25 protein-coding genes, 1 tRNA gene and 4 pseudogenes are annotated in these 24,625 nt (G+C 67.6%); 16 read left to right on the top strand and 14 right to left on the bottom strand.

The window, feature by feature from the left end; all coding sequences use genetic code 11:
- Positions 1-477, bottom strand: a 477-nt coding sequence (locus tag ACFVYE_RS45355) for a YdeI family protein (protein ID WP_389609393.1), incomplete at its 3' end; no start/stop codon positions are given.
- 181 nt (positions 478-658) lie between these two features.
- On the bottom strand, positions 659-799 hold the full coding sequence (locus ACFVYE_RS45350) for a hypothetical protein (RefSeq protein WP_389609395.1): 141 nt from the start codon (positions 797-799) through the stop codon (positions 659-661).
- Here ACFVYE_RS45350 and ACFVYE_RS45345 point away from each other — a divergent pair.
- Both ACFVYE_RS45345 and ACFVYE_RS45340 read left to right on the top strand, forming a co-directional pair.
- Positions 762-842: pseudogene (locus tag ACFVYE_RS45345) on the top strand (hypothetical protein); the annotation flags it as partial. The gene ACFVYE_RS45350 and the pseudogene ACFVYE_RS45345 overlap by 38 nt on opposite strands.
- 83 nt (positions 843-925) lie before the next feature.
- Positions 926-1,183, top strand: coding sequence for a DUF6233 domain-containing protein (locus ACFVYE_RS45340; protein ID WP_389609391.1), 258 nt, complete (start codon positions 926-928; stop codon positions 1,181-1,183).
- Between the two features lie 661 nt (positions 1,184-1,844).
- Here ACFVYE_RS45340 and ACFVYE_RS45335 read toward each other — a convergent pair.
- From ACFVYE_RS45335 to ACFVYE_RS45325, 3 genes are all read right to left on the bottom strand, one after another.
- Positions 1,845-3,149: an acyltransferase family protein gene (locus ACFVYE_RS45335; RefSeq protein ID WP_389609387.1), complete on the bottom strand. Its 1,305-nt coding sequence runs from the start codon at positions 3,147-3,149 to the stop codon at positions 1,845-1,847.
- Between the two features lie 135 nt (positions 3,150-3,284).
- Positions 3,285-4,121, bottom strand: coding sequence for an SGNH/GDSL hydrolase family protein (locus ACFVYE_RS45330; protein WP_389609385.1), 837 nt, complete (start codon positions 4,119-4,121; stop codon positions 3,285-3,287).
- A 96-nt stretch (positions 4,122-4,217) separates the two neighbouring features.
- Complete coding sequence (locus ACFVYE_RS45325) at positions 4,218-5,045, bottom strand: polysaccharide deacetylase family protein (protein WP_189281389.1); 828 nt, start codon at positions 5,043-5,045, stop codon at positions 4,218-4,220.
- 144 nt (positions 5,046-5,189) lie between these two features.
- On the opposite strand from ACFVYE_RS45325, the gene ACFVYE_RS45320 reads away from it, so the two are divergent.
- From ACFVYE_RS45320 to ACFVYE_RS45305, 4 genes and pseudogenes are all read left to right on the top strand, one after another.
- Complete coding sequence (locus ACFVYE_RS45320) at positions 5,190-5,885, top strand: response regulator (protein ID WP_383860825.1); 696 nt, start codon at positions 5,190-5,192, stop codon at positions 5,883-5,885.
- Positions 5,885-7,351, top strand: coding sequence for an ATP-binding protein (locus ACFVYE_RS45315; protein ID WP_389609383.1), 1,467 nt, complete (start codon positions 5,885-5,887; stop codon positions 7,349-7,351). The genes ACFVYE_RS45320 and ACFVYE_RS45315 overlap by 1 nt, the downstream gene beginning before the upstream one ends.
- Entirely contained in the window at positions 7,348-7,932 is a 585-nt protein-coding gene (locus ACFVYE_RS45310; protein ID WP_389609381.1) for a hypothetical protein, read from the top strand. The genes ACFVYE_RS45315 and ACFVYE_RS45310 overlap by 4 nt, the downstream gene beginning before the upstream one ends.
- 192 nt (positions 7,933-8,124) lie before the next feature.
- Positions 8,125-8,289: pseudogene (locus tag ACFVYE_RS45305) on the top strand (ISL3 family transposase); the annotation flags it as partial.
- 966 nt (positions 8,290-9,255) lie between these two features.
- Here ACFVYE_RS45305 and ACFVYE_RS45300 read toward each other — a convergent pair.
- The 5 genes from ACFVYE_RS45300 to ACFVYE_RS45280 all read right to left on the bottom strand — a co-directional run bounded on the left by ACFVYE_RS45300 (position 9,256) and on the right by ACFVYE_RS45280 (position 13,324).
- Entirely contained in the window at positions 9,256-9,498 is a 243-nt protein-coding gene (locus tag ACFVYE_RS45300; RefSeq protein ID WP_389609379.1) for a hypothetical protein, read from the bottom strand.
- A 208-nt stretch (positions 9,499-9,706) separates the two neighbouring features.
- A tRNA-Ser gene (locus tag ACFVYE_RS45295) sits at positions 9,707-9,799 on the bottom strand.
- Between the two features lie 648 nt (positions 9,800-10,447).
- Entirely contained in the window at positions 10,448-10,843 is a 396-nt protein-coding gene (locus ACFVYE_RS45290) for a contact-dependent growth inhibition system immunity protein (RefSeq protein WP_389609377.1), read from the bottom strand.
- 213 nt (positions 10,844-11,056) lie between these two features.
- Positions 11,057-11,338, bottom strand: coding sequence for a hypothetical protein (locus ACFVYE_RS45285; protein WP_389609375.1), 282 nt, complete (start codon positions 11,336-11,338; stop codon positions 11,057-11,059).
- 27 nt (positions 11,339-11,365) lie between these two features.
- Positions 11,366-13,324 carry a glycoside hydrolase family 9 protein gene (locus ACFVYE_RS45280; protein ID WP_389609373.1) on the bottom strand — a complete coding sequence of 653 codons (1,959 nt, stop codon included), beginning with the start codon at positions 13,322-13,324 and terminating at the stop codon, positions 11,366-11,368.
- A gap of 285 nt (positions 13,325-13,609) precedes the next feature.
- Between ACFVYE_RS45280 and ACFVYE_RS45275 the strand changes: the two genes are divergently transcribed.
- From ACFVYE_RS45275 to ACFVYE_RS45240, 8 genes and pseudogenes are all read left to right on the top strand, one after another.
- A complete protein-coding gene (locus ACFVYE_RS45275) occupies positions 13,610-14,284 on the top strand; it encodes a winged helix-turn-helix domain-containing protein (protein WP_389609372.1) in 675 nt (224 codons plus the stop codon).
- Positions 14,281-15,597 (top strand): sensor histidine kinase, encoded by a 1,317-nt coding sequence (locus ACFVYE_RS45270; RefSeq protein WP_389609370.1) that lies wholly within the window; start codon positions 14,281-14,283, stop codon positions 15,595-15,597. Before ACFVYE_RS45275 ends, ACFVYE_RS45270 begins: the two co-directional genes overlap by 4 nt.
- Before the next feature lie 5 nt (positions 15,598-15,602).
- A complete protein-coding gene (locus ACFVYE_RS45265) occupies positions 15,603-15,770 on the top strand; it encodes a hypothetical protein (RefSeq protein ID WP_389609368.1) in 168 nt (55 codons plus the stop codon).
- Between the two features lie 492 nt (positions 15,771-16,262).
- Positions 16,263-17,018 carry a helix-turn-helix domain-containing protein gene (locus tag ACFVYE_RS45260; protein WP_389609366.1) on the top strand — a complete coding sequence of 252 codons (756 nt, stop codon included), beginning with the start codon at positions 16,263-16,265 and terminating at the stop codon, positions 17,016-17,018.
- Positions 17,019-17,363: 345 nt separating this feature from the next.
- Positions 17,364-17,513 (top strand): hypothetical protein, encoded by a 150-nt coding sequence (locus ACFVYE_RS45255; RefSeq protein WP_389609364.1) that lies wholly within the window; start codon positions 17,364-17,366, stop codon positions 17,511-17,513.
- Positions 17,514-17,632: 119 nt separating this feature from the next.
- The gene (locus ACFVYE_RS45250) at positions 17,633-17,965 is read left to right on the top strand and encodes a hypothetical protein (RefSeq protein ID WP_389609362.1); all 333 of its coding nucleotides are present in this window, start codon (positions 17,633-17,635) and stop codon (positions 17,963-17,965) included.
- A 929-nt stretch (positions 17,966-18,894) separates the two neighbouring features.
- Positions 18,895-20,370 carry an amidohydrolase family protein gene (locus tag ACFVYE_RS45245; protein WP_389609360.1) on the top strand — a complete coding sequence of 492 codons (1,476 nt, stop codon included), beginning with the start codon at positions 18,895-18,897 and terminating at the stop codon, positions 20,368-20,370.
- A pseudogene (locus tag ACFVYE_RS45240) lies at positions 20,367-20,669 on the top strand (M20 family peptidase); the annotation flags it as partial. The gene ACFVYE_RS45245 and the pseudogene ACFVYE_RS45240, both read left to right, overlap by 4 nt.
- Before the next feature lie 61 nt (positions 20,670-20,730).
- Here the strand turns inward: ACFVYE_RS45240 and ACFVYE_RS45235 are convergent.
- Positions 20,731-21,123, bottom strand: a pseudogene (locus ACFVYE_RS45235) (transposase); the annotation flags it as partial.
- Between the two features lie 146 nt (positions 21,124-21,269).
- Here ACFVYE_RS45235 and ACFVYE_RS45230 point away from each other — a divergent pair.
- Positions 21,270-21,818: a hypothetical protein gene (locus ACFVYE_RS45230; protein WP_389609389.1), complete on the top strand. Its 549-nt coding sequence runs from the start codon at positions 21,270-21,272 to the stop codon at positions 21,816-21,818.
- Between the two features lie 131 nt (positions 21,819-21,949).
- Positions 21,950-22,981, top strand: coding sequence for an IS630 family transposase (locus tag ACFVYE_RS45225; protein ID WP_389609358.1), 1,032 nt, complete (start codon positions 21,950-21,952; stop codon positions 22,979-22,981).
- 106 nt (positions 22,982-23,087) lie between these two features.
- On the opposite strand, the gene ACFVYE_RS45220 is transcribed toward ACFVYE_RS45225, so the two are convergent.
- The 3 genes from ACFVYE_RS45220 to ACFVYE_RS45210 form a co-directional block, all read right to left on the bottom strand.
- On the bottom strand, positions 23,088-23,504 hold the full coding sequence (locus ACFVYE_RS45220; protein WP_389609356.1) for a hypothetical protein: 417 nt from the start codon (positions 23,502-23,504) through the stop codon (positions 23,088-23,090).
- 4 nt (positions 23,505-23,508) lie between these two features.
- A complete protein-coding gene (locus tag ACFVYE_RS45215) occupies positions 23,509-23,769 on the bottom strand; it encodes a hypothetical protein (protein WP_389609354.1) in 261 nt (86 codons plus the stop codon).
- Between the two features lie 210 nt (positions 23,770-23,979).
- Positions 23,980-24,468, bottom strand: a complete 489-nt coding sequence (locus tag ACFVYE_RS45210) for a hypothetical protein (protein WP_389609352.1) — start codon at positions 24,466-24,468, stop codon at positions 23,980-23,982.
- Positions 24,469-24,625: the final 157 nt, after the last annotated feature.

The following is a 24,625-nucleotide window of genomic DNA, read 5'->3' as shown; positions in this document are numbered from 1 at the left end:
ACCCGACGATCTCGGCCTTGAACTCCGGCGTGAACGAACGGCGAGGGCGGCGAGGCTTCTTCTTCCCCATGCTCTCCATGACGGACATCCTCCCGAGGCCGAAGCCCCTGATCTCGAATGTCCGTCAAAGCGGATCAAGCCCATCCGGCCCTGCTCGATCAGGGCGGCCACCTTGTCCCGGTTGACCTTGGACCACTTGCTGCGCGGCTTGCGCGGGGTGAACCGCTGAAGCCACCACTGGTCGTCGAACTTGGCCTTCTGGCCGTCGATCCAGCCGTAGCAGAGTGCCACGTCGAGCGCCTGGGCGTAGTCCAGCGCGACGATTCCGGGGCCCTTCTTGCGAAGCTTGAGCCAGATGCCGGACGAGGCGGCGTGGTTCTCGCCGAGCCATGCCTGGAATGCCTCGGCGGATTCGAATGCGACGATCTCCAAGTCCTGAGTCACCCCTGCAGCGAACCACACCCGGCCGATTGTCATGACGCATTCGAGCACGGCCCCGGATGCAGGATGCCCCTGGACCTGCGTGATCATTTCTGTTCTCGACGCAGAACGATCATGCAGGAGCCACGGGCTTGCTCAACGATACGACGTTGCTGCTCGACCTCGACGGGGTGTCCGTCGCGCGAGTTGAGCGGCTGGCCGACGGAAGGCGCCGAGTTCACCTGGTCACGGCCGACGAGACAGCCAGGGCCTGCCCGGCCTGCGGGGTGTTCGCCACCCGGGTGAAGGGCTCGGCGGAGCCCGGGCTGGTCGTCCTCGACATCTCCGCAGCCGACGAAGCAACCGCCCACACGGACATGACCGCACTCGAACAGCAGTGGGCCACATCAGGGATCGGGCCCGTACGGAAAGTGCCCGGTGAACCAGGAGTCGAAGCACGCATGTACGCAGACACCCGGCGGCTCCGACTGTCTGTCTTGCCGAGCTGCGGCAGGCCGAGAACCGGGTCCGCGAGCTTGAGGTCAAGGAGCAGCGTGCCCGGCAGCGGGCGCGGGCGGAGCAGTCGTGGAAGATCCAGCCCCGGCGGTCGGGTGAGACGGCGATGCTGCACCGCGGGGGCTGCGGCCTGTACAGCGCGCAGCTCGGGTTCATCAACCGGCAGGAGGCGATCATCGCCCTGGACGAACCGGACATCGAGGCGCGCCAGATCTGCAACCCGCAGACGGGGCTGGTGGACGGGTAGGCCGTACGGACCGTCCGGCGCGCTTCGGGGGCTCAGGACCTGGTCGGTCGTCCTGCTCGCGGCCTGCGTAAACGACCGCGCTGTTGCTGCACACCTCGACGGCCCCGACATCGCAGCAGTGTCCCTCGGCGAAGTACTCACCGTCCTGGACCGGTACCCAGCCTCGTCCCTGGAAAGTAGTGGCGCTCCCACCGGTAGTGGTGGTGAGGAGTGCGCCGAGCTTCCTTCGAACGGCATCTGCCGATCTCTCGGCTTCCAGTTCATCGACGAACGCAATGTGACATTCGCGGACCGAGTTCTACAAGCCAACCACTGGGCCATCAACGCCAGCACTGCCCTCACACGAAGGTGACGTCCAGTCACCTGGATCCCAGGTGACGCGCAAAGCCCGCATGAACCGCCCCGACACCTTGCCGACCAAAACGACACCTCACCGACAACCGCCCCGTTGGGACCACTCCCAGCGGGGCATTTCGTCCTCGTTCGTCGGCATCCTCAGTGTCGCACCCGTCGGCATTTTCGACCTCCTCCGTCACCGCATGAGGTGACCTTTTGGACACGCGGATCTCCTCGACTTGTCGGGAACTTCTCGGCGTCGGCCGCTTGCCGGTCGCGCCGATATTCAGAAGGCTCCGGCCCTTCGGGGGCTGTTGAGGGCTGATCACGGCGCTACGGCTTGACAAACGGCCCCTTCACGGCCCCGGTCCGGGGTGGGGCTTCGGCCGGAGACGAGTTGGGTGACGTCGACGGTGCCGGCCCCGGTCTGCGGCTCGGGGATGAGAGTCCATAGGGCTGCCAGTACGGCGAAGGTGGCCAGCAGAGCGGCGGCTCCTGTGCGACCCTTCGCCCAGCGGGCCCGGAAGCGGATCGGGTCCTCGATCAGGACCTTGGAGAGCCCCGCAGCCGCGAGGGAGACGGCGAGGATGACGGCCGTACGGCTCCAACCCGTCATGCCGAGGCGTTCCTCGTTCAGGAGCAGGTAGATGGGCCAGTGCCACAGATAGAGGCTGTAGGAGACCAGGCCGCACCAGCGCAGGGGAGGCGCGGCGAAGACGCGGCCTACGGTAGTGCGGGGTGCTTGGGCGAGGCAGGCGATGAGCAGGGCGGTGGCCAAGGCGTGGAGGAAGAGTCCGCCCTGGAAGAGGGAGAGGTCCTTCTGCCCGTCGGCCAGGGCCCAGTACACCCCGATCCCGCATGCCAGGGCCAGACTCCCCCAGGCTGCGGCCCGTTCGCCGACGCGGGCCAGGAGGCGGGTGGCCGGTGGTGTGGCCATGAGGGAGCCGAGAAGGAGCGAGAAGGCTCGGGTGTCGGCGCCCTCATAGACGCGGGTGGTGTCGCCCGGGACGGTGAACACGATCATGAGGACCAGTGAGACGGCGGCTCCGGTCGCGGCCACGGCGGCGACACGTCGGCCACCGTTGCGCCCGCGGGCCAGCAGGCCGATGGCCAGGGGCCAGACCAGGTAGAACTGTTCCTCGACCGCGATGCTCCACAGGTGGCCGAAGATCCGGGTGTCGGCCGCGTTCCAGTATCCGACCTGGTCGGCGATGAAGTGCCAGTTGGCGAGGTTTGCCGTCACCCAGGGCGCGTCGTCGAGGGCGTAGCGGAGCAGGGGTGGTGGACCGAGCGCCCAGACGAGGAACAGGGTGCCCGCGATCGTGACGGCGAGCGCCGGCAGCAGGCGCCGTGCGCGCCGCCCCCAGAAGGCGAGGAGGTCGATGCGGCCGTCCCGCGCCTGTGTCTCCTTCAGCAGGAGGCCGGTGATCAGGAAACCGGAGAGGACGAAGAACAGGTCGACGCCGAGGAAGCCGCCGCCGAAGTGGCCTGCGTGGAAGAACAGCACACCCAGGACGGCCAGGCCGCGCAGACCGTCCAAGGGTGCGATGTGCCGCTTGTCGGACGGTGCGGGGACGGCCTTCGTGCAGGGGCGGCGATGGGTGCGCACGGGTTTCGTCGGGGTGGGCATGGGTCTCCAACGAGATGAGCGAGCCGGCCCGTTTCGGGCCCAGCACCAAGGAGGTCGAGGCGGACCGGGCACTGAACCCGAGCTGCCTTCCGGCCGGTATGCGTTCCGGCAGGACGATCGCTGTCCGGTGGTGGACTACTTGCAGCTGAGCTGGGCGTAGACCTTGTCGCCGGTCCACGACCCGGTGGCCCACTGGTCCACGACGGCCGGGGTGAAGCCGTACTGCTTGTTCAGCTGTTCGCCGAACCATTTGGTGAAAGCGGCCGAGCCCTGCTGGCAGGAGTGGATGCCGTCCTTGCCGCGCTGTGCCGTGGCAGCCGTGTTGTCGGTGCCCCACAGGGCGGAGGCGTCGAGGAAACGGACCGTGTTCGGGTGCATGTCCGCGACCTCCTTGGCGGACTTCGGCGCGGTCTTGATCGCGGCCTCGTGTGACTTGTAGAAGTCGTCCACCTTGAAGGGGGGCGCGGACACGATGAGAAGTTCGGCGCCCGCATCGTTGACCGTCTTGGCCAGACGTTCGTAGGCGCCGCGTTGTTCGCCGGGGGTTCCCCAGTCGTAGGTGGTGATCTGGTAGGCGACGACGTCCGGTTTGAAGGACTTCAGCTCTTTCGGGAGCCTCTCCCAGGTGGGCTGCGCGATCTCCCCGACGACACCGCCGCCCCCTGCGGCGGCGATCGACTTGAACTCCACGTGGCCGGCCTTCATCGCCGCGCCGAGGGGCGGTGCCTGAACCTCGCCGATGGAGTCGCCCATCCACAGCAGCCGGTGCGGCTTCGTGGCGTTCTTCCGGCCGTCGGGCGTCTGCTGGTCACCGGCCGTGGCAGTGCTGCGGTCGGCGGCGGTGTCGGAGCCGTTGCCGGAAGCTTGGCAGGCGGTGACAGCGAGTGCGGCCGTCGTGGCGGCGAGGACGAGTCCCGCGGCACGGCGGGCGGGTCGCTGAAGAAGAGGGAAGGGCGTGTTCTTGCTGTTCATGTCTCCAGCAGAACCCGCGAGGAGGCCGCCTGGGCGGGCCATCATCGTTCCGTCACATGCCGGAAGAAGGACGGCTATACAGGGCGAGCAGTACGGTCATCCGGCCTTCGGGAAGCTGAAGACGTAGCGCTCTTCGACGAACCAGAGGAGAAGCCGTTCCAGCGCTTCCATCGTCTGGGCACGGTTCCCGCCGCCGTCGTGGAGGAGAACCGTCGGCCCCGTGGAGAGCTGGTCCTTCACCGTGCGGACGATCGTGTCCGCACCGGGCTGCCGGAAGTCGCCGGGGTCGACGTTCCAGCCGAGGTTCCGCATCCCGTGGGCTGCCGCGATCTGACGGCTCTGCGCCGTGAAGGCGCCGCCCGGGGCCCGGTAGTACCAGATCCGTTCGCCGCCGGACGCCTCGTCGATCATGCGCTTGGCGTCGAGGATCTCCTTCTCCTGGTAGGACACCGGCTTCTTGTCCATGGCGACATCGTGGCTGACCGAGTGATCGCACAGCCGGTGCCCCTCGGCGACGATCCGCCTGACGAGGTCGGGATGGGCGGCGGCATTGGGGCCGGTCAGACAGAAAACGGCCTTGGCTTTGTACCGCTTCAGCAGCTCCAGGGCCTTCTGAGTCCAGCGCGGGTCCGGACCGTCGTCGAGGGTGAGGTTCACCGACTTCCCGTCGTCCTCGGACTCCCGGACGATGGCCATGTCCACGGTCGGTGCGGGCAGCGCGGGGTCGATCGTCGTGCTTGCCCCAGCCGTCTTGCCCCCGGCGGCCCCGGCGGCCCCGGCAGGCTGACCGGCACCTCTCTCCGCCAGAACCGCGAAGGCGGCCGTTCCGGTCAGAGCCAGAGCCGCGGCGGTGACCACCGCCCGCCGTAGGGTGCCGACGCGCCTGCCGTTGCTGCCTCGGGTGTTGTTCGTGTCGTTGCTCATGCGCCCGACGGAACCGCCCGCCGTACCGCGAACGGCCGGCCGTCACCGTTTCGTCAAGGAATGCGGAACCGGGCGTCATACGCTTCCAGCACCCTTGTCAGAGAAGACCCCCATGCCGCGCAGCCGGAGAAGAGAGCACCACCGATGGCACGAGTCCTGCTCGTCGAAGACGACCCCGCCGTACAAAGGGGCGTCACCCTCGCGCTGAAGCGCCGTGGCCATGAAGTAGAAGTCGCGGCAAGCGGGGAGACGGGACTCCTCACCCTGGAACGCTACCGGCCCGACCTGGTGCTGCTCGACCTGATGCTGCCAGGGATGAGCGGCCTGGAGGTGTGCCGCCGGATCCGGGAGAGCAAACAGATCCCGATCATCATCCTCTCTGCCCGCGGTGACGAGATCGACATGGTCGTCGGCCTGGAAGCAGGTGCCGACGACTACATCACCAAACCCGCCAGCGGGGAGATCATCGAAGCCCGGATGAAAGCCGTCCTGCGCCGGGTCGCCCCCGCCCAGGACAGCCCCGCGGCCACGCCCACGGGGGCAGAGCACCATGGCGACCTCACCGTGGACCGCACCAGCCTGGTCGTGGCCAAGCACGGCACGGAGCTGACCCTGGCTCCCTCCGAACTCAAGCTGCTGCTGTTCCTCACCGCCACACCCGGTCAGGTCTACTCCCGCCACCAGCTCCTGGAACAGGTCTGGGAGCACTCCTTCTACGGCGACGTCCGTCTCGTCGACGCCTGCGTGATGCGGCTGCGCGCCAAGACCGAGGACGATCCGCGCAAGCCGGAGTACGTCCAGACGGTACGCGGCTTCGGCTACCGCTTCGGCCCCCTCTGATGAACCTCAAAATCCGCTTCCCCAGGGGGCTGCGGGCACGGATCGTAGTCGCCGTGCTGCTGGCCGTCGCCTTCGGCGCACTGCTCACCGCGGGCCTCACCTTCCACCAGGCCCGCTCCTCCGTCCTGGAACGCACTCAGAACACCGCCGTCGCCGACCTGCGCATCCAGCTCGACTCCCTCGCCCCTGGCCTGACCTTCCCACCCCGCGCCGAGGACCTGCGCGGCCTGTCCCTCCAACTCGACCGGGCCGGAGGCTCCCGCACCTGGCACTCCTCCGCCTCCTACCAAGGCGGCACACCGGTCCCGGCTTCCCCCGCACCCCCCGTGCCCAAAGAGCTCCGCGAAGCTGTCCAGGCAAGCGGCCAGGCGACGTACCAGCGCATCGAACGCGATGGCCGCCCCTGGCTGGCCGTCGGCATGCCCGTCGCCTACGCCGCGGAGCCCGAACGGCCCGCGAGCGCGGACAAGCTCTCCGGGCTAACCGTGTACGTCGCCTTGCCCCTCGACGCCGACCAGGCCGACATCTCCGCCCTGGTCACCGCCGCCGAGGCCGGGGCCATCCCCGCGCTTGCCCTCGCCCTCATCCCCGCCCTCTTCGCCGCCCGCAGCGTCCTGCGCCCCGTACGACGCCTGCGCAGCGGCGCCGAACGCATCACCGCCGGCGAACTAGACACCCGCCTCGACACCGAGGGCCACGACGAACTGACCGATCTGACCCGCTCCTTCAACACCATGGCCGAAACCCTGCAAAAGGACGACGCCGAACTGCGCCGCATGGAAGCCGGAGCACGCCGCTTCGCCGCCGATGTCGCCCATGAACTGCGCACCCCCCTCGCAGCCATGACCGCCGTCACCGAGGTTCTCGACGAGGACGCCACCTCCGGCATCCTGCCCCCCGACACCGCCGACGCCGTCCAACTCATCTGCGAGGAGACCCGCACCCTCGCCCGCATGGTCGAAGACCTGATGGAGGTCTCCCGCTTCGACGCCAAGGCCGCCCCGCTGCACGCCGAGGAACTGGACCTGCGCACCATCGTGACCAAGACCCTCCAACTGCGCGGCTGGGCCCACGACGAACGCGTCACCGCCGACATCCCCACCCCGGTACCGGTACGCGCCGACCCCCGCCGCATCGACGTCATCCTGGCCAACCTCATCGGCAACGCGCTGCGCCACGGCCTCCCACCGGTCACCGTCTCCGCCCGCGCAGAGAACGATCACGCGGTCATCACCGTCACCGATCACGGCCCCGGTATCCCCGACGACGTACTCCCGCACATCTTCGAACGCTTCTACAAAGCCGACACGGCACGCACTCGCTCCGAAGGCAGTGGCCTTGGCCTGGCCATCGCCTACGAGAACGCCCACCTGCACGGCGGAACCCTGACCGCGGCAAACGCCCCCCACGGTGGTGCCGTCTTCACTCTCACCCTGCCCCCGGCCGACCCGCAGGAACAACGATGACCCGCCTCCCGTCCCGGTCCCGACGCACCTCCCGCACCACGGCAGCCGCCCTCGGGACCCTGACTCTGTCCACCTTGCTCATCGCCACAGCCGCCGGCTGCGCGATCGGCCCCACCAACCCCGTGCACGCCGGCCCCCCGGCCTCCGGCATCCAGCAACCCGGAACCGAAGCCCGCTTCGTACGCCTCTACTTCGCCGGCCCCACCGGCATCCGCGCCGTCTCACGCCCCACGGACCGACCACTCAGCCCCCAGCAAGCCCTCGACCTCCTCCTGGAGGGCCCCACCCCCGCCGAACGCCAACGCGGCCTGACCAGCCAAGTAACGCCGATGGCCAGCCAGCTCACCGCCACCACGGCCGACGGAGCCGTCGACGTCCTCGTCCCCCAAAAAGTCAGCACCGGTGACCTCGACGTCACAGCGGTCAGCCAGATCGCCTGCACCGCCGCCCACGCCAACGTCCCCGGCAACAAACCCCCCACACAGATCGACATTCGCATCCACGAGAACCACATCCGCTCCCAGACCCCCTGGACGGTCCGCTGCGGCCCCAACGGCGATGTGACACCAGTAACCGGCTGACACAAGAGGCTGTTGTCTTTCCGTACTTGATCGCTGACTTTCTGCTGGTCAGGCGTGATGTGGCGGGTTCCGTGACGGGTCTATCAGGAATCAGGCTCTGTTCCGTAGTCGGTGGTGACGGCAGGTAACTGGCGTCGTCGACGTTGTATGCGAGATGCCAACTCCCTTGCGGCAACGGTGTTTTCAGGGCTACCGGCCCTGCTGGTCCGCTACCTCAATCAGGGCCGCGCCGAAGGCGACCGCCCTGTGACGACCCCCCGCCGCCTCGCCCGGCTCCTGCTCACCCACCCCGAGCACCGGTGGACCAGAGACACCGACCTGGCCCCGACCTCATTTTCAGCACCGAATAGCGCAGAGTCGGAACACCACCACTTCACCACGCGGACACGGCCGACGCCCTGGTGGTCGGGTTCACGGGGCCGCGGCTGCGGCCGCACCACCTGGCCCTCGCGGTGGGGGACGAGGGCGGCCCGGTCCGGTTGTCTGCCCGGCTGGAGCCCGTTCTCGCGGCACGTATCGGCTCTGCCCTGACCAGTTCGACCGTGGTGGGAGACCGCCGGGCGCAGGGGGAGACGTACACGCGGGTGGAGACCCACCTGGTCGTGGAGGTGCTGGCCGGGTCGGGGAGGCACGGGAACCTCACCGTGGTCCGGATGCGGTGAGGGTGCCCCACGCTCGACTGCCAGCCAGGGAGCGACCTCGTACTTCACGACGGTGTCGGCGCAGCCCTTGGCGAGCTTCTCGAGCGCGGCCCGCTCCTTGTTGTCTGCGGTGAGTTTCCAGCGGAGCTTCGTGCCGACCCAGTCGGCGCCGTAGGTGCACTGCGCGGAGGCGGCCGGCGGGAGCCACTCGGCCGGGTCCCGGTCGGCTTTGGACCAGTTCGTCTTCGCAGTAACGGCGACCAGGGAGCGTTCGGCGTCGAGGTCGTTCGCGTACTGCTGATCGAGGAGTGGCTCCAGAGCGGTGGACACCTCGCTCCACGGGCGCTCGCCGCCGAAGCCCCACATCTCGGAGAGGACGAACCCCTCGGTCTCGGCCAGACGCCGCCGGAACGCGGCAAAGCCGCTGTAGGACCAGGAGACATCCGGGCTGCTGTTGTCTCCGTCGCGCGGGAAAAGAACCAGCCCCATGTGCCCTCCCTGCTTGCCGAGCACCCAGGGTCGAGGAGATCGGGCAGCGCGGCAACTGAGATGATCTCGGTGTGGCTGGTGTGATCGGGCCGGCCATGGAGCCCCAACTGCTGTCGAAACTCTCGTCGACAAACGCTGCTGGACGTGAACGAAGCCACCGGATGCACCGCCGTGGACGAAGGTGCCCTCCGGGTCATCTGAGGAAGCGGAAAACTGTGCCGCTCTCGTCGGGAAGGCATTCGAGCTGGAAGACGTTGGCCCATTCTTTGTGGTCTCCGTCCGGTGCGCCGATGCACAGGTCTTTCCGCTGGTCTGCCGGTACGAGGCGGATGTGGTCGGCTCGGAGACGGAATCTTCCTCCGTGGTCGCTGGTCTTCTCCAGGTGGAACTCTTCGGCCTCATCGAGTTCTCGAGAGCCGCAATAACCGATGGTCACAGCACCGCCGTCCTGGATTGATGCGCCCAGGATGCCTGGACACCGGGGACTTTCGTCCTTCTTGCCGGGGAAAATGAGCCGGTAGATGCCGTTCCCGGCTTCCTCCAGGGTGACCCGGTCGCTCTCCCTCGTGGTACACGGTGATTGACGGACAGCCCGCAAGAGAACTGCCCCCGATCGATTCACCTGGGCAGGGGCCATTCATCTGCGGCGGGTGCGGGATTTGAACCCACGGTGACATCACTGCCACGACGGTTTTCAAGATCGTTCGTGGACTTGACTGACTTGTGCGTCATCCGCCGACGGGGTCAGCCAGTGCGCGCCTAACGCGAGTCTGTGTCTCCTCAGGGAAATCAGAGACCAGGTCGAGCACTTGTGCACGGTCAGCCGGCGAAACGAGCATGGGATCTTCGAGATCCCCGAGGGCGAGGAACCCGTGTTGAATGTCATGGGCCTGCCTGGCAACGGACACAACACCTGAAGCACCGTCAAAGCTCGGGTTCTGGCACACATTCCGTGAAAGAGCTTGCCGGCTCTCGCCAGCAGAAGGCGCCCAAGTCATGTGAGCTGCGCGGACCACGCGTCACCGGGGTCCGGTGAGCCGGGACTCGAGATCGCTCACGGAATGTGTGCCAGAACCGGTTCTCGTGAACATCTATCGCTCCAGTGATCGCTAACCGCTGCTCAAACTCGTCGACAAACGCTGTCGCTGAAGATGAACGAAGCCATTCCCGTGGAGGGGAAACGCACAGGCGGCAGGGTGCAGCAAGCAGCACGGGTGCGGGAGATGTATGCAGCAGCCGTGCATACATCGCGCGTGAAACATCACAGGACTGCGATGTTATGCAGCCGCCGCTACCCTGCTGCCTGCGCAGCACCCGTGAGCCGCCTGGCCCATGCAAATGCTGCGCTGCACTCACGTCGATTGGCATCGTCCTGCGTCGGTGCTCTATAGAGCCAGGAAGCGCTCAACCCTCTGTTGCAGGTCAGGGGGCAGACCAGTCAACTTCGAGACGATCACGCGAAGCTCTCGGCCGAGTTCGGAAAACTCGGCCCAGACCGATGGGTTCCTGGTGAGAACCGCGGACAGCAGATCGCCTTCGTACATGTCCCCCTCTGCCATCGGGTTCTCCCGCAGTACCTCCAGTGCCAGTGGCAGGAGGTAGGGCAGACCTATGTCCTGCCCTATCAACAAGCGCATGTCCTCGACGGCCAGCTCGCCGATCGGCTGACGCCGCAAGGCGTGTGCAGTAGCGACAAGACGGGTGTCGTCGGCTGACGGGGCTGGCCAGCGGGCGCGTTCAAGCTCTTCAAGGGAACGGTCCCGATTCAAGGGGCGCGTCACCGATCGATTGTCCTACTGAGCCGAAGCACGGTAGCTGTCACCTGCGGCGTCGACTGACCTGCGGCTTCGACCAGGCGAAGCACGATGGTTGTCACCGGGACGGCACGCCGTCTGTCACCAGCAGCGCGCAAGCACAGACGCCCAACAGCCCCGACGGATGGAAGCTGCGTCAGAACCCGTGCGCCGAGCCGTGGCGAGCGTCGCTTCAACCGGTCACAGACCGGCGACGTCCCGGGCCCTTTTCAGCACGGGCGCCGATGCGGGGGCTCCCCGACGCTTGTAGGCGAGGACGGCTCGAATGCTGTCCTCCAACGACCCGGCGGCCGGCTCGGTACGGCGGTCCTGGGCCTGAAGGATTTCGGACTGGGCCGCCGCCTCCGTGAAGGCGGTCCCGGGTTCGCGGTGGTGGCGGAGGGCTTCGGTTTGGCGGTCCGCAGCTTCGCGGATGAGGGGTGCGAGGCCGGTTTCGTGGTTGTCGCCCTGTACGGGTGACATGCGCAGTCCGGGCAGAGTGTGCTTGGTCTACTGTTGGTCGGCCTCGCTCTCAGTGTCCTTGGGCGTAGTGGAGAGGGTGAAGGAGAGCAGAGCGGTGGCGGTGAAGTCATCGGCGGGTTCGACGGTCTGCCAAGCGCCCACGTGGTCCATGTAGCCGCTGCCGCGACCGTCGAAGGGGGCGAAGGGATTGCCCTGAGTGGTCGGGCATTTTCGCATGGTCGGGAAGGAGTTGAGGTCCTTGAGCTTGGTTGCCGCATTGGGGCCGTTGACGACGCCACCGGCGAGGATGTCGCCTTCGCCGGTGAGGCTGCCGGCGAGGTTGGCTGCCTGGTGCTCGGGGCAGTGTGGGAAGGTGGTCCCCGCCCCGATGACGAAGGAAGATCCCCAGGCGTTGGCGCCTAGCGTCCAGTTGCGCTGCCGGGTGGCGAAGGCGTCATAACGGGAGTCGCCGGTGACGCGGTGATAGAGCTGGGCGGTGGCGGACAGGCCAAATGAGTGGGGTACGGAGTCAAAGTCGGTATAGACGGCGCCGGCGCGGAAGGGGTCGCGGTGTGCGCGGATGCTGCCGTCGTTGAGCTGTCGCTTGAGGTCGGCGACAAGTTCGTCGCGGCTCACCTCAGTACTGGACGTGCCCGATCCAAGTAGCTTGGCGAGGTCTGCGTGCGCGAGCGCGCTGACATCACCCAGGCCCAGAGTGCCGAGGTAGTCCGAGCCGAGGTACTCCTTGGCCCAGTGGCCGGCCTGCTGGATCCATTGGTCCGCTCGGCTGTCGTCCAGCGCTTGTCCGGCCAGGGCCAGCTCGGTTGCCCCGAATTCCATGTCGTCCTGCCAGGACTCCTCTGGGTAGAAACCGTGGGGGAAGGCGGTGACCAGTTCGCCATGGGGGGTGGTGTCGGCGAGTGCGTAGATGTGCGACGCCTTTTCCAACTCCTCGCGGGCGCGGTCTGGATGGTCGGCGGCGTCCAATTGTGCGGCCAGGGCGAAGGCTACGGCGACGCGCCCGGCAAGGTTGGGGCTGATCGGCTCGCCGGGTGGAACCGCGCGGAAGACGGGGCGGTGCTTGATCGTGTAGTCCGGGTCACCGGGTTCCACCTGGAGTGCATCATCGGCCTCGGGCAGCCGCCATACGTCGTGGTCGGAGCGGATCTTGCCGCTGCCGTCCTCGGTGTCGCCCTTGCCCAGCCCGACCTGGACGTAGAGGGTGCGGGAGCTGTCGTCCCACATCTTGTCGAGCCAGTCCAGCCCATGGCGGGCCTCGGCTGCCAGCTTTTCCCCGCCCGCCGAGGTAGTGCGCTGGGCCAGCAGCAGGCTCGCGGTGGAGTAGGACGCGGTGTGCGTGAACTTGAGGAAGTCACCAGCGTCGGACCAGCCACCGGAGACGTCGACCGGACCGCCGACGGGCTTGAGCGGAGCGAGCAGTTGCTTCTCTTCGCTGTCGTAGGCAGGGGTGTCGTACACCGTTGCCTCACGGTCTGCCAGGTGCGAGGGCTTGCGCTTCAACACCGTGGAGTCGACATCGGCTCCGTCGCGCTGCGCCTGAAAGAAGCGGACATTGTCCTGGATCAGCTTGCCGAACAGTTCGTCGGCGGGCGCCACACGAAACGGCGGCGAGGTCGCGGTAACCGGGCCGGATACTTCGACCCGGTAGGTGCCGGGCGTGGTCAGGCGGGACAGGTCCAGGGTGTGAACGGAGTGATAGGTGTTGTTCCATCCTCCGGTCGAGGGACCAGTCCTTCCGGTCAGGACTTCCTTGCCGGAAGCGTCCCGCACTCGGAAGGAAGTGCTGGACACGGAAGCGGAGGTCATCAGGTAGGCATGCTTGGCCTCGCCGGGTGTGTAGCCGACCTGGTCGACGCGCACGACTGCGCCGGGCGATCCGGCTGCGGGTGTGGCTCCTTGCGAAGACTGAACGCAGTAGACGGCGAGGACGGCCGTGGCGACACCGGCAGCGGTGATGCCGACCGTGCGAGTACGTATCTTTGGCATGTCCGCACAGTGGCACCGTGTTCATGAGGAGATCATGAGGCGACCGCACGCACTCAGGCGGATCCCACAAGCCCTGACGGTGGACACTACGAGGCCGAGTCGGTCAGCGGTCTCAGCGTTCGGTGTTGCTCTCCTTGGCAGGCAGAGAGCTGCTCGTTCATGGCGGCAGCTGGTGCAGAGCGCAACCGGCTGATCTCGAAGTGTGAGCCCGAAGGTCTGGTACGAGCGATCACAGTTATCTCGACCGCCCCGACACCCTTAGCAGTTGCACTACGCTCACCGACGATGCGCATACTGGTCCTGGAGGACGACCCCGAACTCGGCCCGGCGATCGCGGCGGGACTGCGTGAGGCCGGCTTCGCTGTCGACTTCGCCGTCGATCTCGCCGACGCCGACTTCAAGCTCGCCGTCAACAGCTACGACTGCCTCGTCGCGGACCGTATGCTGCCTGACGGTGACGCCCTGACCCTGCTCGCTGCCCAACGCAAGGCCGGTTCCATGCTGCCGGTGTTGCTGCTGACCGCCCTGGACGCAGTCAGCGACCGAGTGGCCGGGTTCGAGCATGGCGCCGACGACTACCTCGTCAAACCTTTCGCCTCCGCCGAACTCACCGCACGGGTGCGCAGCCTGTGTCGCCGCGGTCAGCCTGCCCGACTGCCCGTGTTGCGGGTCGGCGATGTGGAGCTGGATGTGCCGCGTCGCCGGGTCCTCAGGACCGGCGTCCTGCTGACCCTGACCGCGAAGGAGTTCGCGGTCCTGGAAGTCCTGCTGCTGCGCGCCGGCGAGGTGGTCACGCGCGCTGAGCTCATCGAACGCTGCTGGGACGAGATGAGCGAACCGCTCTCCAACGTGGTCGATGTGCTGATAAGCCAGCTCCGTCGCCGGCTGGGCTCGCCCGAGGTGATAGCGACAGTGCGCGGCATCGGATACCGGATCGCCGACCCGGACACATGCCGGTGAGGTCGCGCACCCCCGCCGCCGCCCGGCTGCACCGCGCCCGGTGGGCGATGACCCTGCTCTTCGCCGCGGCCACCGCGGCCTGCTTGCTGGTACTCGCCACCATTGCCGTTCGCACCGACACCCACTCGCGCACCAGCAATCTTGACAACGACGTCAGCCGCCGAGCCGACGGACTGGCCCGCGCTGTGTTCTACGACGCGGGCGGCGTCCTTCACCTTGAACCACTGCAGGACGACGAGCTCGCTTACGGCGCCGACGTCTTCGGTATCCTCCAGGCGCCCCCAGCCGCCCGGCCGCGAATCCGCCACGCCAACACCTCCCCCGCCTCCCTGCCCGGCCGGGACGATCTCGACGAGATCTGGAAAGAGGTCCAGCACGACCAAGAGACAGTGCTCTACACCGCGCGGAGCGTGAGCGGGCAGGAGTACCAATGGGCCGCCACCCCGGTCTGGGACAACGACACCATTCGCGCCACGGTGCTGGTGGGGGCCGACCCCACGCAGAGCCGGACGGACCACACCCGGTTGGTCCGCCGGCTGGCCCTGGGATGCGCGGCCCTGGTGCTGGTGGCGGCGGTGGTCGGCCATCTGCTGAGTGGGCGCGCGACGCGGCCCGCGTTGCGAGGACTCGAACAGCAGGAGCAGTTCCTCGCGGAGGCGGCCCACGAACTACGAACCCCGCTGGCCACTCTGCGTCTGGTGGTGGAGGCCGGCAGCACTTCCACGGGCCGGGCGCCCGCAGCCCTCGACGAAGCGGTCCGGCTGGTGGACCGGCTGGGCCGGCTGGTCACCGGGCTGCTGGCCCGGGCCCGTGTTGAGGCCGGTACCCAGGAGATCGAACTGATCCCCCTACGGCTCGACCAGCTGGTCGAGCAGACCGTCGAGGAGTTGCCCGACCGAAGCGGCGTCACGGTGAGCACCGAGCCCACCGTCGTCGACGGAGATCCCGAACTGCTGGCCCAGGCTGTCCGCAACCTGGTGGAGAACGCCCTGCGGCACGGCGGTGGCACTCCGGTCGAGGTGAAGGTCGCCGCCGACCGGGTCTGCGTACGGGACCACGGCCCGGGCGTGCACGCCAAGGACCGCGCCCGGGTCTTCGAACGCCACGTCACCGGTACTGCCAGCACGGGTACCGGAACCGGCCTGGCCATCGTCCGTTGGGTGGCCCAACTCCACGGAGGCAGCGCCCAGCTGTCCCGAACACCCGGCGGGGGCCTCCTGGCAGAGCTGCTGCTACCGCACCGAAGCGGAGGAACACCGGGCCGGCCGGACTGTGCTTGCGCAGGTTCCGCAGCCAGTTCCTTCAGATCATGATGGCGATGATCGTCCTTGTGGTCTTCGCTATGCTCCTCGGCGTACTCGGCTTCGGCCTCGCCGCTGGGACGGTGCTCCGCCCCAGCGCAATCGGCCGGGGCGGAGTCGTCTTCGGAGCCGTCGTCACGATCGGCATCGCGCTGCTCGCCATCTTCGTACCGCTGCTGATGTAGCAGAGCGGTGGATCTACCCACTGCTGCCCCTGTCCGCGGGGGTCGGGGGCAGCAACACGGGCAACTTGTCCCGCTACGGGAGGTCTTCGAGACGGGCGAGCAGTCTCCTCGGTCTCCCACATACTTCGCCCCTCCCCCACCGGCCAGAACGCCGGCGACACCTCAAAGGCCGGCCGGGGCGGCGCACTGCAGCGCCGCCCCGTCTATGGGCCCGGCCGACGCACGCATGACCTTGCCCCAGCCCGGCCGGGCCCGGCAGGCGAATAACGAATACGACGGAATGTTATGTCTGATGTCAGGTCCACCGATCAGATCGAGTGCCAACACTGCCTCACCCGCTTCAACCGGCACAAGCAAGCTGGCCGCCGACCGAAGTACTGCTCCTCACAGTGCCGATCCGCTGCTTACCGAGACCGGATTGCGGAACCGGCGGCAACCGATTTCGCCCAGGAAGCGGAGCGCATCGGCCAGGCCGTGGCCAGCCGGGCGCGCATGGTCGCCCAGACGTCCTCACTGCCCGTACTGCCATGGCCGCTGAAGCCACTGCGCCACTCCATCGCGCTGCAACGCGAACTCGACGACTTCATTGCCGTGGCGGTGCGCGAGGCGCCGAACCGCGGGGCGGGCTGGGAGGAGATCGCCGCAGTGACATCCATCAGCGTCGGCTCCCTCAAAAAACGCTTCTCGAGAACCCAGGTCACCAAGGCCGTGCACGCCCGCCGCAAACGACGCCCGGGCCGCCGCTCCACCCCGGCCGTGACCGTGACCATCCAGAACTCACCGGCCTGCGAGACGCCGTCCGATGAGGAAATCCAGCTGTGGAACGCCCAGGACGCGCTGGCCCGCGCACTGTCGCACCTGCACCGTTCCAGCGGCCTGTCTGTCCGCGCGATCGCCGTCCAGGCCAGCATCTCCCCTTCGCACGCGTACCGGTTGATGGCGGGCGAGAGGAGCCCCTCCTGGCCGACCGTGCGGTGCTTCGCCCTCGCCTGCGACAACGACCCCAACGACCTGGTCGACCTCTGGAACGCAGCCGCCGGCCAGCCCGACAACCAGCCCGACGCCGGTTACGACCTGGCGCTCGCCAGGTTCCAGGGAGCCATCCGCGGCCTGCACCTGGCAGAGGCCCGCCCCGACCCGGCAACACTGGACCAACTCTCCACCCGACAGCCCCCGGTGATCGTCGGTGACCCCCCTGAGCCACCCCGGAGCCACCCCCGATCTGCCCTAGGGGTTACGCCCGCGTAGGCCCGGTCAGTCGAACGCGCGCAGCGCCAGCCGCACAACTCCCATGGCCCCTCGCCCGACCCACCCGAGCAGCCCTGTCTCCACGGCCAGCTCGGCGGCATCCCCGGCCGCTTCCGCCCGGTCCGGCCCGGAACGGCACTGGGAACAGGAACGAGGCCAACGACGCTTCCGCACGCCACACTTCTTGCACACCGCCATGACCCCATTCTCCCTCCTCGCCCCCGAACCGCCCGATCCGCACAGCCAGATGACTCCAAACCACGCACCCAGAGCCGGAACGGCGTCAAGCCAGTCCGGCAGCCGTTCGCCCTAACGGCCGGTGAGCAGGGCAGCGAAGGACCGGACATGGCCGATCAGAGCGTCGAGCTCGGGGCAGTGACTCCGGACGGCCTTGAGCTGGAGTTGCTCGGCTTCGGTAAAGGTGTCCGGGTGCCGGAGAATCCACCCCGCGACGGCCCGGGGCGAGGGCGGCCGGGCGATCACCGGCCGCAGTGAGGTGCGCTTGTCGTGCAAGCAGGCGCGAACGCGCTGATAGCTGCCCTATGTAACCGAGCGGCACACCGGACACAGACGTTCGTTCTGTTACCGCTAGAGCAGTACAGGCGGTTCGCGACATGGGAGTGTCTCGCGCAGAAGCCGCCCAGGCGGGTCGAGGCATTGTGTGGGAGCTACCCGGCTTCCGCACCGGCGACGTACTGGCCTCGGCAGTCCTGACCGCGGCGGCACCTCAGCGGATGGCCGTCTACGATCGGCGAGTCCAGCAGGCCCTGGACACCATGGGTTTCGCCCTGCCCGGTGCACCCGGGCGGTACGGCCGCTACATGGACCTCCTAGACACGCTCCTGAGTCACGGCGGTCAGCAGGCGGAGGGCTGGACAGTCCGCGACCTCGACACCGCGCTGTACTGGATCGGCGGGAATGGGCACAAGATTCCAACCTCCATGTGACCCTCACTCATGGCCCCCGCAAGACCACTCGGTGGTTCTGGCTCAACTTCCGTTTGCACCGTGAGGCGCTGTTGGTTGGAGTGGAGGTGAAAGAACTGCACCAACCTCCTGTCGCAGCAGGTGAGTTGAAGCTGATGGCAGCCCGAGTTGGGTAATGTCGGAAAGAGCGAGAGCGGCCCTGACAAAGCTGGGACGTGACCAGCACTGCCAGATGGGAGGGGGCCGACAAGCGTAGCTGGAGAGGAGTACGCGGGGAACCGGCGCCTTACGTCTCTTAAGGTGTTTTTGCATAGATTTGGCCGGGAAAATGACTTCTGCCGTCACCCTGGTTTGTCCTGCTCTGCATAACTCTCGCTGAGCGCATAACGGACGAGACACACCCACCTGGCGAGGAACCTACTAGGGAATCAAGGGCAATCCGCCCACGCCAGACGCCCTCTTTAACGAGCCTCCGGCTCAAACCTGGTAAATCAGGGCCGGTTCCAGGTCCCGTCGGACCACGGTGATGCGGTCGGCCAGCTGCTCGGCCTCGATGGCGGCGAGCGTCGTCAGCATCGCCGCGCTCGAGCATCAGCTCCTCCGGCCGGGAAGTCGTAGAACGCCAGCAGTTCCTCCTCGCATCGCTGCCACCGGTCTGCCACGCATGCGCTGCTCCGCAGCCATCCCACCGAAGCGGCGGCCGGACGCCAGTAGCCGTTCCGACAGGGCAAGATGCCGGGCGCATCGTCCCGGTATCCTGCGCTGCTCGGTCGCCCCGGGCATGTCCGGCCCGGAAAAGAAGCAGTACTTCGTGCCGGGTTCGTCGGGGTGCATGAACAGGCCGTCACGGATTCGTCGGCCTGGACCAACAGCGGTGCCTGATCTCCCTCCTAGGGTCGCACTGGAGGCCAGCAGGTGCTCCAGTGCGTCCTCGACGAGGAGACGAAAGCATGCAGACACTTTTGCGTGGCGGCCGTGTCATTGATCCGGGAACAGGGTTCGACGGCATCGCCGACGTCCTCGTGTCCGACGGCGTGGTCAGCGCCGTCGCCGCAGGGCTCGACGCGCCACCGGGATGCGCGGTCGTCGACGTCACGGGTTTGGTCGTCGGTCCGGGGTTCGTCGACCTGCACAGCCACGTGCACTCCATCGCGGGGCAGCGGCTGCAGGCCATGGACGGCGTGACGACGGCCCTCGACCTGGAAGCGGGCCTCATGCCCATCGGACGTGCGTACGCCGAGGCCGCCGCGGACGGACGCCCGCTGCACTACGGCTTCTCCGCCTCGTGGGGTGGTGCCCGGGCCCAGGTGCTCGCGGGCATCCAGCCCGACGCACAGATCGGGAGCGGCCTCGCGGTGCTGGGAAACCGCGCATGGCAGCGCTCCTCCACCGATCGTGAACTCGCCGAGTGGCTGGCCCTGATCGAGGGTGAGCTGAGCGCCGGAGCGCTCGGCATCGGAGTCCTCCTCGGGTACGCGCCCCACAGTGAGCCTGCCGAGTTCCTTGCTGTCGCCCGGCTTGCCGCGAAGGCCGGCGTGCCGACGTACACCCACGTCCGCGAGCTGGTCGAGGTGGATCCCGGAACTCCCGCAGACGGCTCCGAGGAGATCGTCATCGCCGCGGCCGAGACCGGCGCAGCGATGCACCACTGCCACGTCAACAGCACTTCGGGCCACCACATCGACCGGGTACTCGGCGCGTTGGACGGTTCACGGCGGTCGGGATCTCGGGTGACGGTCGAGGCCTACCCGTACGGGGCCGGCAGCACGGCGATCGGAGCGGCCTTCCTCGACGCCGAACGCCTGCGGATGAAGGGCCTGTCCCCGTCGAGTGTCGTGATGCTCGAATCGGGGGAGCGCATCGCCGACGAGGGGCGCCTGCGGCAGTTGCGGAACAGCGACCCCGGGGCGCCCTGCATTCTGGAGTTCCTCGACGAGGGCAACCCGCGCGAGCTCGCGATGTTGCACCAGGCGCTGGTCTTCCCGGACGCGATTGTCGCCAGTGACGCGATGCCCGTCTTCTGGCCCGACGGCAGCAACGACAGCACCGAGTGGCCACTGCCGCCCGGGGGAACGACGCACCCGCGCACCGCGGGAACGTTCACCAAGACGCTGCGCGTGATGGTGCGGGAGAGCGGTGCCTGGGACTGGCCGGAGGCTTTCCGGCGGTGTGCCCACCTGCCGGCGCGGGTCCTCGACGAGGTGGCGCCGGGCGCTCGGGCGAAAGGACACCTCGGGGTCGGCGCGGACGCCGACATCGTCGTACTCGACCCCGTGGCAATCACCGATTGCGCGACCTACTTCGGCCCCACGCGGCCGTCTGTGGGCGTGCGGCACTTGTTTGTCGGTGGTGTCCCGGTGGTCAGTGCGGGGGAGTTGCAGGTCGACGCGCTTCCCGGACAGCCGCTGCGAGGTGAGCCGCGATGACGGCGCCGCGCGCCGAGGTGGCGGTGGAGGCCCTCGTCGCGGACATCGAGACCCTGGTGCGGTGCGAGTCGCCGTCGTCCGATCACGAAGCCGTCGCCCGCAGCGCAGACGTCGTGGCGGCACTGGGGCGCAGGCTGCTGGACACGGAACCGGATCGCGTGGTGATCGACGGGTGCACGCACCTGAGGTGGCGGTTCGGCGAGGCGCCGCGTGTGCTGCTGCTCGGACACCACGACACGGTGTGGCCCACCGGATCGCTGGAGACACACCCGTATTCCGTCCGGGACGGAGTGCTGCGCGGGCCGGGCTGCTTCGACATGAAGGCGGGTGTCGTGATGGCGCTGCACGCCGCCGCTGCACCCGGTCCAGTGCGGCGTGTCCGCGCCGGCCTGCGTAGGCGAGGTAGACGGCGACTTGGGAGTTCTCGATCCGGCCCGCGGTGCCGGTGTACTGGCGCTGGACGCCGACGGTGTGGCTGCCCTTCTTCACGTCGCCGGTCTCATCGACCACGAGTACTGCCTGGTCGTCGTGCAGGTGCTCGACCACGTAGACGCGTAGGTCGTCACGGACGGCATCGGCGTCCCATTTGGCACGGCTCAGCAAGTGCTGCAGGGCGTCGGGGGTCGCCTCCCCGGCCCATTCGGCGATGGTCCAGCAGTTCTTCCGCGGCAGGTCCGCGAGCAGTCCCAGCACCAGGTGCCGTATTCGGCGACGGGGTTCGACCCGGGCGAACCTGCCTGCGATGCGGTCCATCAGGCCCTCGAACGCTTCCTGCCAGTGGGCAGCGTCTACGCTGTGATCTGCGGCCACCACGTGATCGTTTGTCTTCACACACCGATGATCAACGGTGGCCGCGTCTACGTGCCAGCGGGATGGAAAGGCTCGTCGAAGGAGACGCCGTGCTGGGATTGCTGGGCTTCTACGACGAACTGGACAACTGCTCCGGCCAGCCGAACGGATCGATACGCGATGCCGTCCAGCCGGTCGGCGAGCCGGATGAGATGGACCTGGTGACCTACCTGGACGCCGGCCACGACCTCATCGACGTCATGGAAGGCGGACGCGACGTCATCACCGGGAGCGCCCACCGGCACTCTGCAGGATGCTCTTCCCTGGTGACCGACGGTTCCTGGTTGTGGCGCCAGGACTTCCCGCACTACGTGGAAACGCACCATGTTTCACTGCCCGACGCGTTCATCGAACACGTCCGCAGCCTGAACTATCAGATGCCCACCATCGCCGTCGCTCAGTTCGCTCCGCACTACGACGAGACCATGCCCCTGGTCGGCTGGGCCTCGACTGTCCCGTGGCGATCGACTGCGACCACGCTCGTACCTCAACCACGAGCAGTGACCAGCAAAGCCCAGTTCGACGCCGCGACGCTGGCCCAGGAACGAAACCGGCCGCACGGCAGCTGGGGCAGGCCACGCAAACCCCGGAGAACATAGGCGCCACCAGCCAAGAGCGATCTACAGCTGGAGCACTACTGAACTTGATTGGGTGATGTCGGGCCGTTCGCCTGACATCGGCTGAGTCGGGTCGGTGGCTGTGGGGTGTGAGATATGCGCAGGGCGGCGGTTTGACCGATGCCAAGAGGGCTGCAAGAGAGCGGATCCGGCTGGAAGCGGTCGGTCGCTTCGAGAGCGGCGCGAAGAACCGGGAGATCGCGGCCGCGCTGCGGGTGAGCGAGCGGTCGGTGGAGCGCTGGCACCGTCAGTGGCGTGAGCGGGGTGAAGAGGGTGTCCGGTCGAAGGGATCGCCAGGGCGTCCGAGGCTTTCGGCAGACCAAATTGCCAAACCGGAGCGGGAGTTGGAGCGCGGCCCGCTCGCCCATGGCTGGGCTGACCAGCGGTGGACACTGGCCCGGGTGAAGACTCTGATCGGACGGTTGTTCCACGTCGGCTACACGGTGGAGGGGACATGGCGGCTGCTGAAGCGCCATGGCTGGTCGTGGCAGCAGCCGGCCCGCCGGGCGATCGAACGTGACGACGAAGTTGTGGAAGAAGGAGGTGTGGCCGCAGGTAAAAGTACGGCGGCGGCCCGCGGGGCCTGGATCGTCTGTGAGGACGAGGCCAGCCAGTCGCTGAGGCCGCCACGCGCGAGGTCCTGGGGCCGCATCGGCCAGACGCCGGTCGTCCGCGTCCGGGGCAGGGGTTCCGGACGCGTTTCGATGGCGGGAATGGTCTGCTGCCGACGCGGAGACCGGTCGAGGCTGATCTACAGCTTTCGCGTCCACCGGGGCCGCAAGGGCGAACCCAAGGGATTCACCTGGCAGGACTGCCGCGACCTCATCGTGCGGGCGTACAACCAGCTCAAAGGCCCCATCGTCCTGGTCTGGGACAACCTGCGCACCCATCTCATGCCGCAGATGAAGGACTTCATCGCTGCGAACGAGGACTGGCTGACCGTCTTCCATTTCCCGTCCTACGCACCCGACCTCAACCCGCAGGAGGGCATCTGGTCCCTGGTGAAACGGGCGATCGGCAACCTCGCCGCCGCGAACCTCGACCAGCTCGCCGCCGCCGTGAAGCGCAGCCTCAAGAAGACCCAGTACCGACCGCACCTCATCGACGGCTGCCTCATAGGCACCGGCCTGACCTTGACCAGCTGACACGATCAGGCCGACATCACACATTCAAGTTCAGTAGCGATCGCGTCGTGAGCCGGATGACGAATGCGGCGGCCGTGATGGACGGGTGGTTCGGAGCGGAGGGCAGCTACGGGCGGCGCTGGGCGAACAGGCCCGGTTCGGTCTCGGTAAGGACGCCCAGGCTGACCAGACGCTTGAGCTTGTGCCGGGTGCTCTCGATGGTCTTCGGCGTGAGCGGGAGGTCCAGGACCTGGCACAGGTCGCGGGCGCGCTTCGGCCCAGGAGTCTCTGCGAAGGTGTTGAGGATCTGCTGGTAGGCCGGGTGGCTCGGCAGGACGGGCGGCTCCTCGGTCGGCTCCGGGGCCGCCGGCGGGAGGGCGAGGAGGGTCTTACGGGTCACCGCCAGGTTCCCGATTTCCTCGTCGAGTTCACGCAGACGCGCGGTGAGCTCGTCCATCTGCGCGCGGATCTGCTCCGCATCGCCGACGAGTTCGCGTTCGCGTGCGTCAATCCGCTCCAAGAGCGGCGTGACCTGAGCGTCCACGGGGTCACCCGCGCCATGTGGGCGTCGTCTGGCCGGTGAGCCGGCGCGCTATTACGTCGATCATGGCCCAGCGCACCCGGGACTCGGAGGATGCCGACCTGCTCTCGTAGTCCCGCACGAGCCGCCGGAACAGCATGAGGGTGCCGAGCGTCTGCTCCACGATCCACCGCTTGGCCTGCGGGACGAAGCCGGTGCCCTTGTCCATGGGGTTGCGTTCGACGATCTCTACGTCGATGCCGACCGTGGTGCCGTGCTCGACGCTCACCCTCCCCGGCATCACCCGGATCAGGCTGCCCTCAGCTTCAACCCTGCTGCTGCGACAGCGAGTTGGTGCAGGTCTTCCACCTCCACTCGAACCAACAGCGCCTCACGGCGCAAACAGAAAGTGAGCCAGAACCCAAGTTCAGCCGCCGCCGACAGGCGGTCAGCGGAAGATCAGACTTCAGTCTGCGGGCCGGTCCACCGCCTTCACTCCTCAGCGGGAGACGGCGTGCGGGTTCCAGAAATCCTGGGCGTCAGGCACTCCTTGCCGGCAGTCCGCGTGGCCTGCGCCTTGCAGCAGCGAGCCGAGTGAGAGCATCGCGGACAGGCTGAGCAGCACCGTGGACCAGAACCAGAAACGCACCCATGTATCGGGAACAGGCAGCAGGATCGCCAGCACGGTCGGATACAGGACCAGCAGCCACCTCAACTGCCGCTCCGCTCCGGACTGTTGGTGCAGTCGCCTGGCTGCCCTCTCGCCCTGCCCGACAGGGGTGATCATGCCCAGCCCGTCGGCGGTGGTCAGCCGACACGTATGCACGAGCACCACGATCATCGTGAGGAGCAGGGCGAGCCCCAGTAACTGGGTACCAGCCGGAACAACCGCCCGCGGTCGGGGGGCCATCCGGTTCTGCAGTTCGGCGTTGTACGCGTGCTGCGTCTCCGCGCGCACGTCCACGGAGCCCAGACGGCGGCTCCGCATCAACTGCAGAGTGCTGACGAAGAGATCCAAGTCTCTCCGGTGTCCAAAATTCGGGGTCCACGCCCAAGGCCGGGAAGTTAACGAACTCGCAGGTCATGCAAGGGTGTTGAAGGATCGATGACGCGAAGCAACGGAGCTCGTTGGTACAGGCAGTCGA

The sequence above is a fragment of the Streptomyces sp. NPDC058239 genome, assembly GCF_042882185.1.
GTDB lineage: Bacteria > Actinomycetota > Actinomycetes > Streptomycetales > Streptomycetaceae > Streptomyces.
This window is presented reverse-complemented; position numbering and strand designations above follow the sequence as displayed.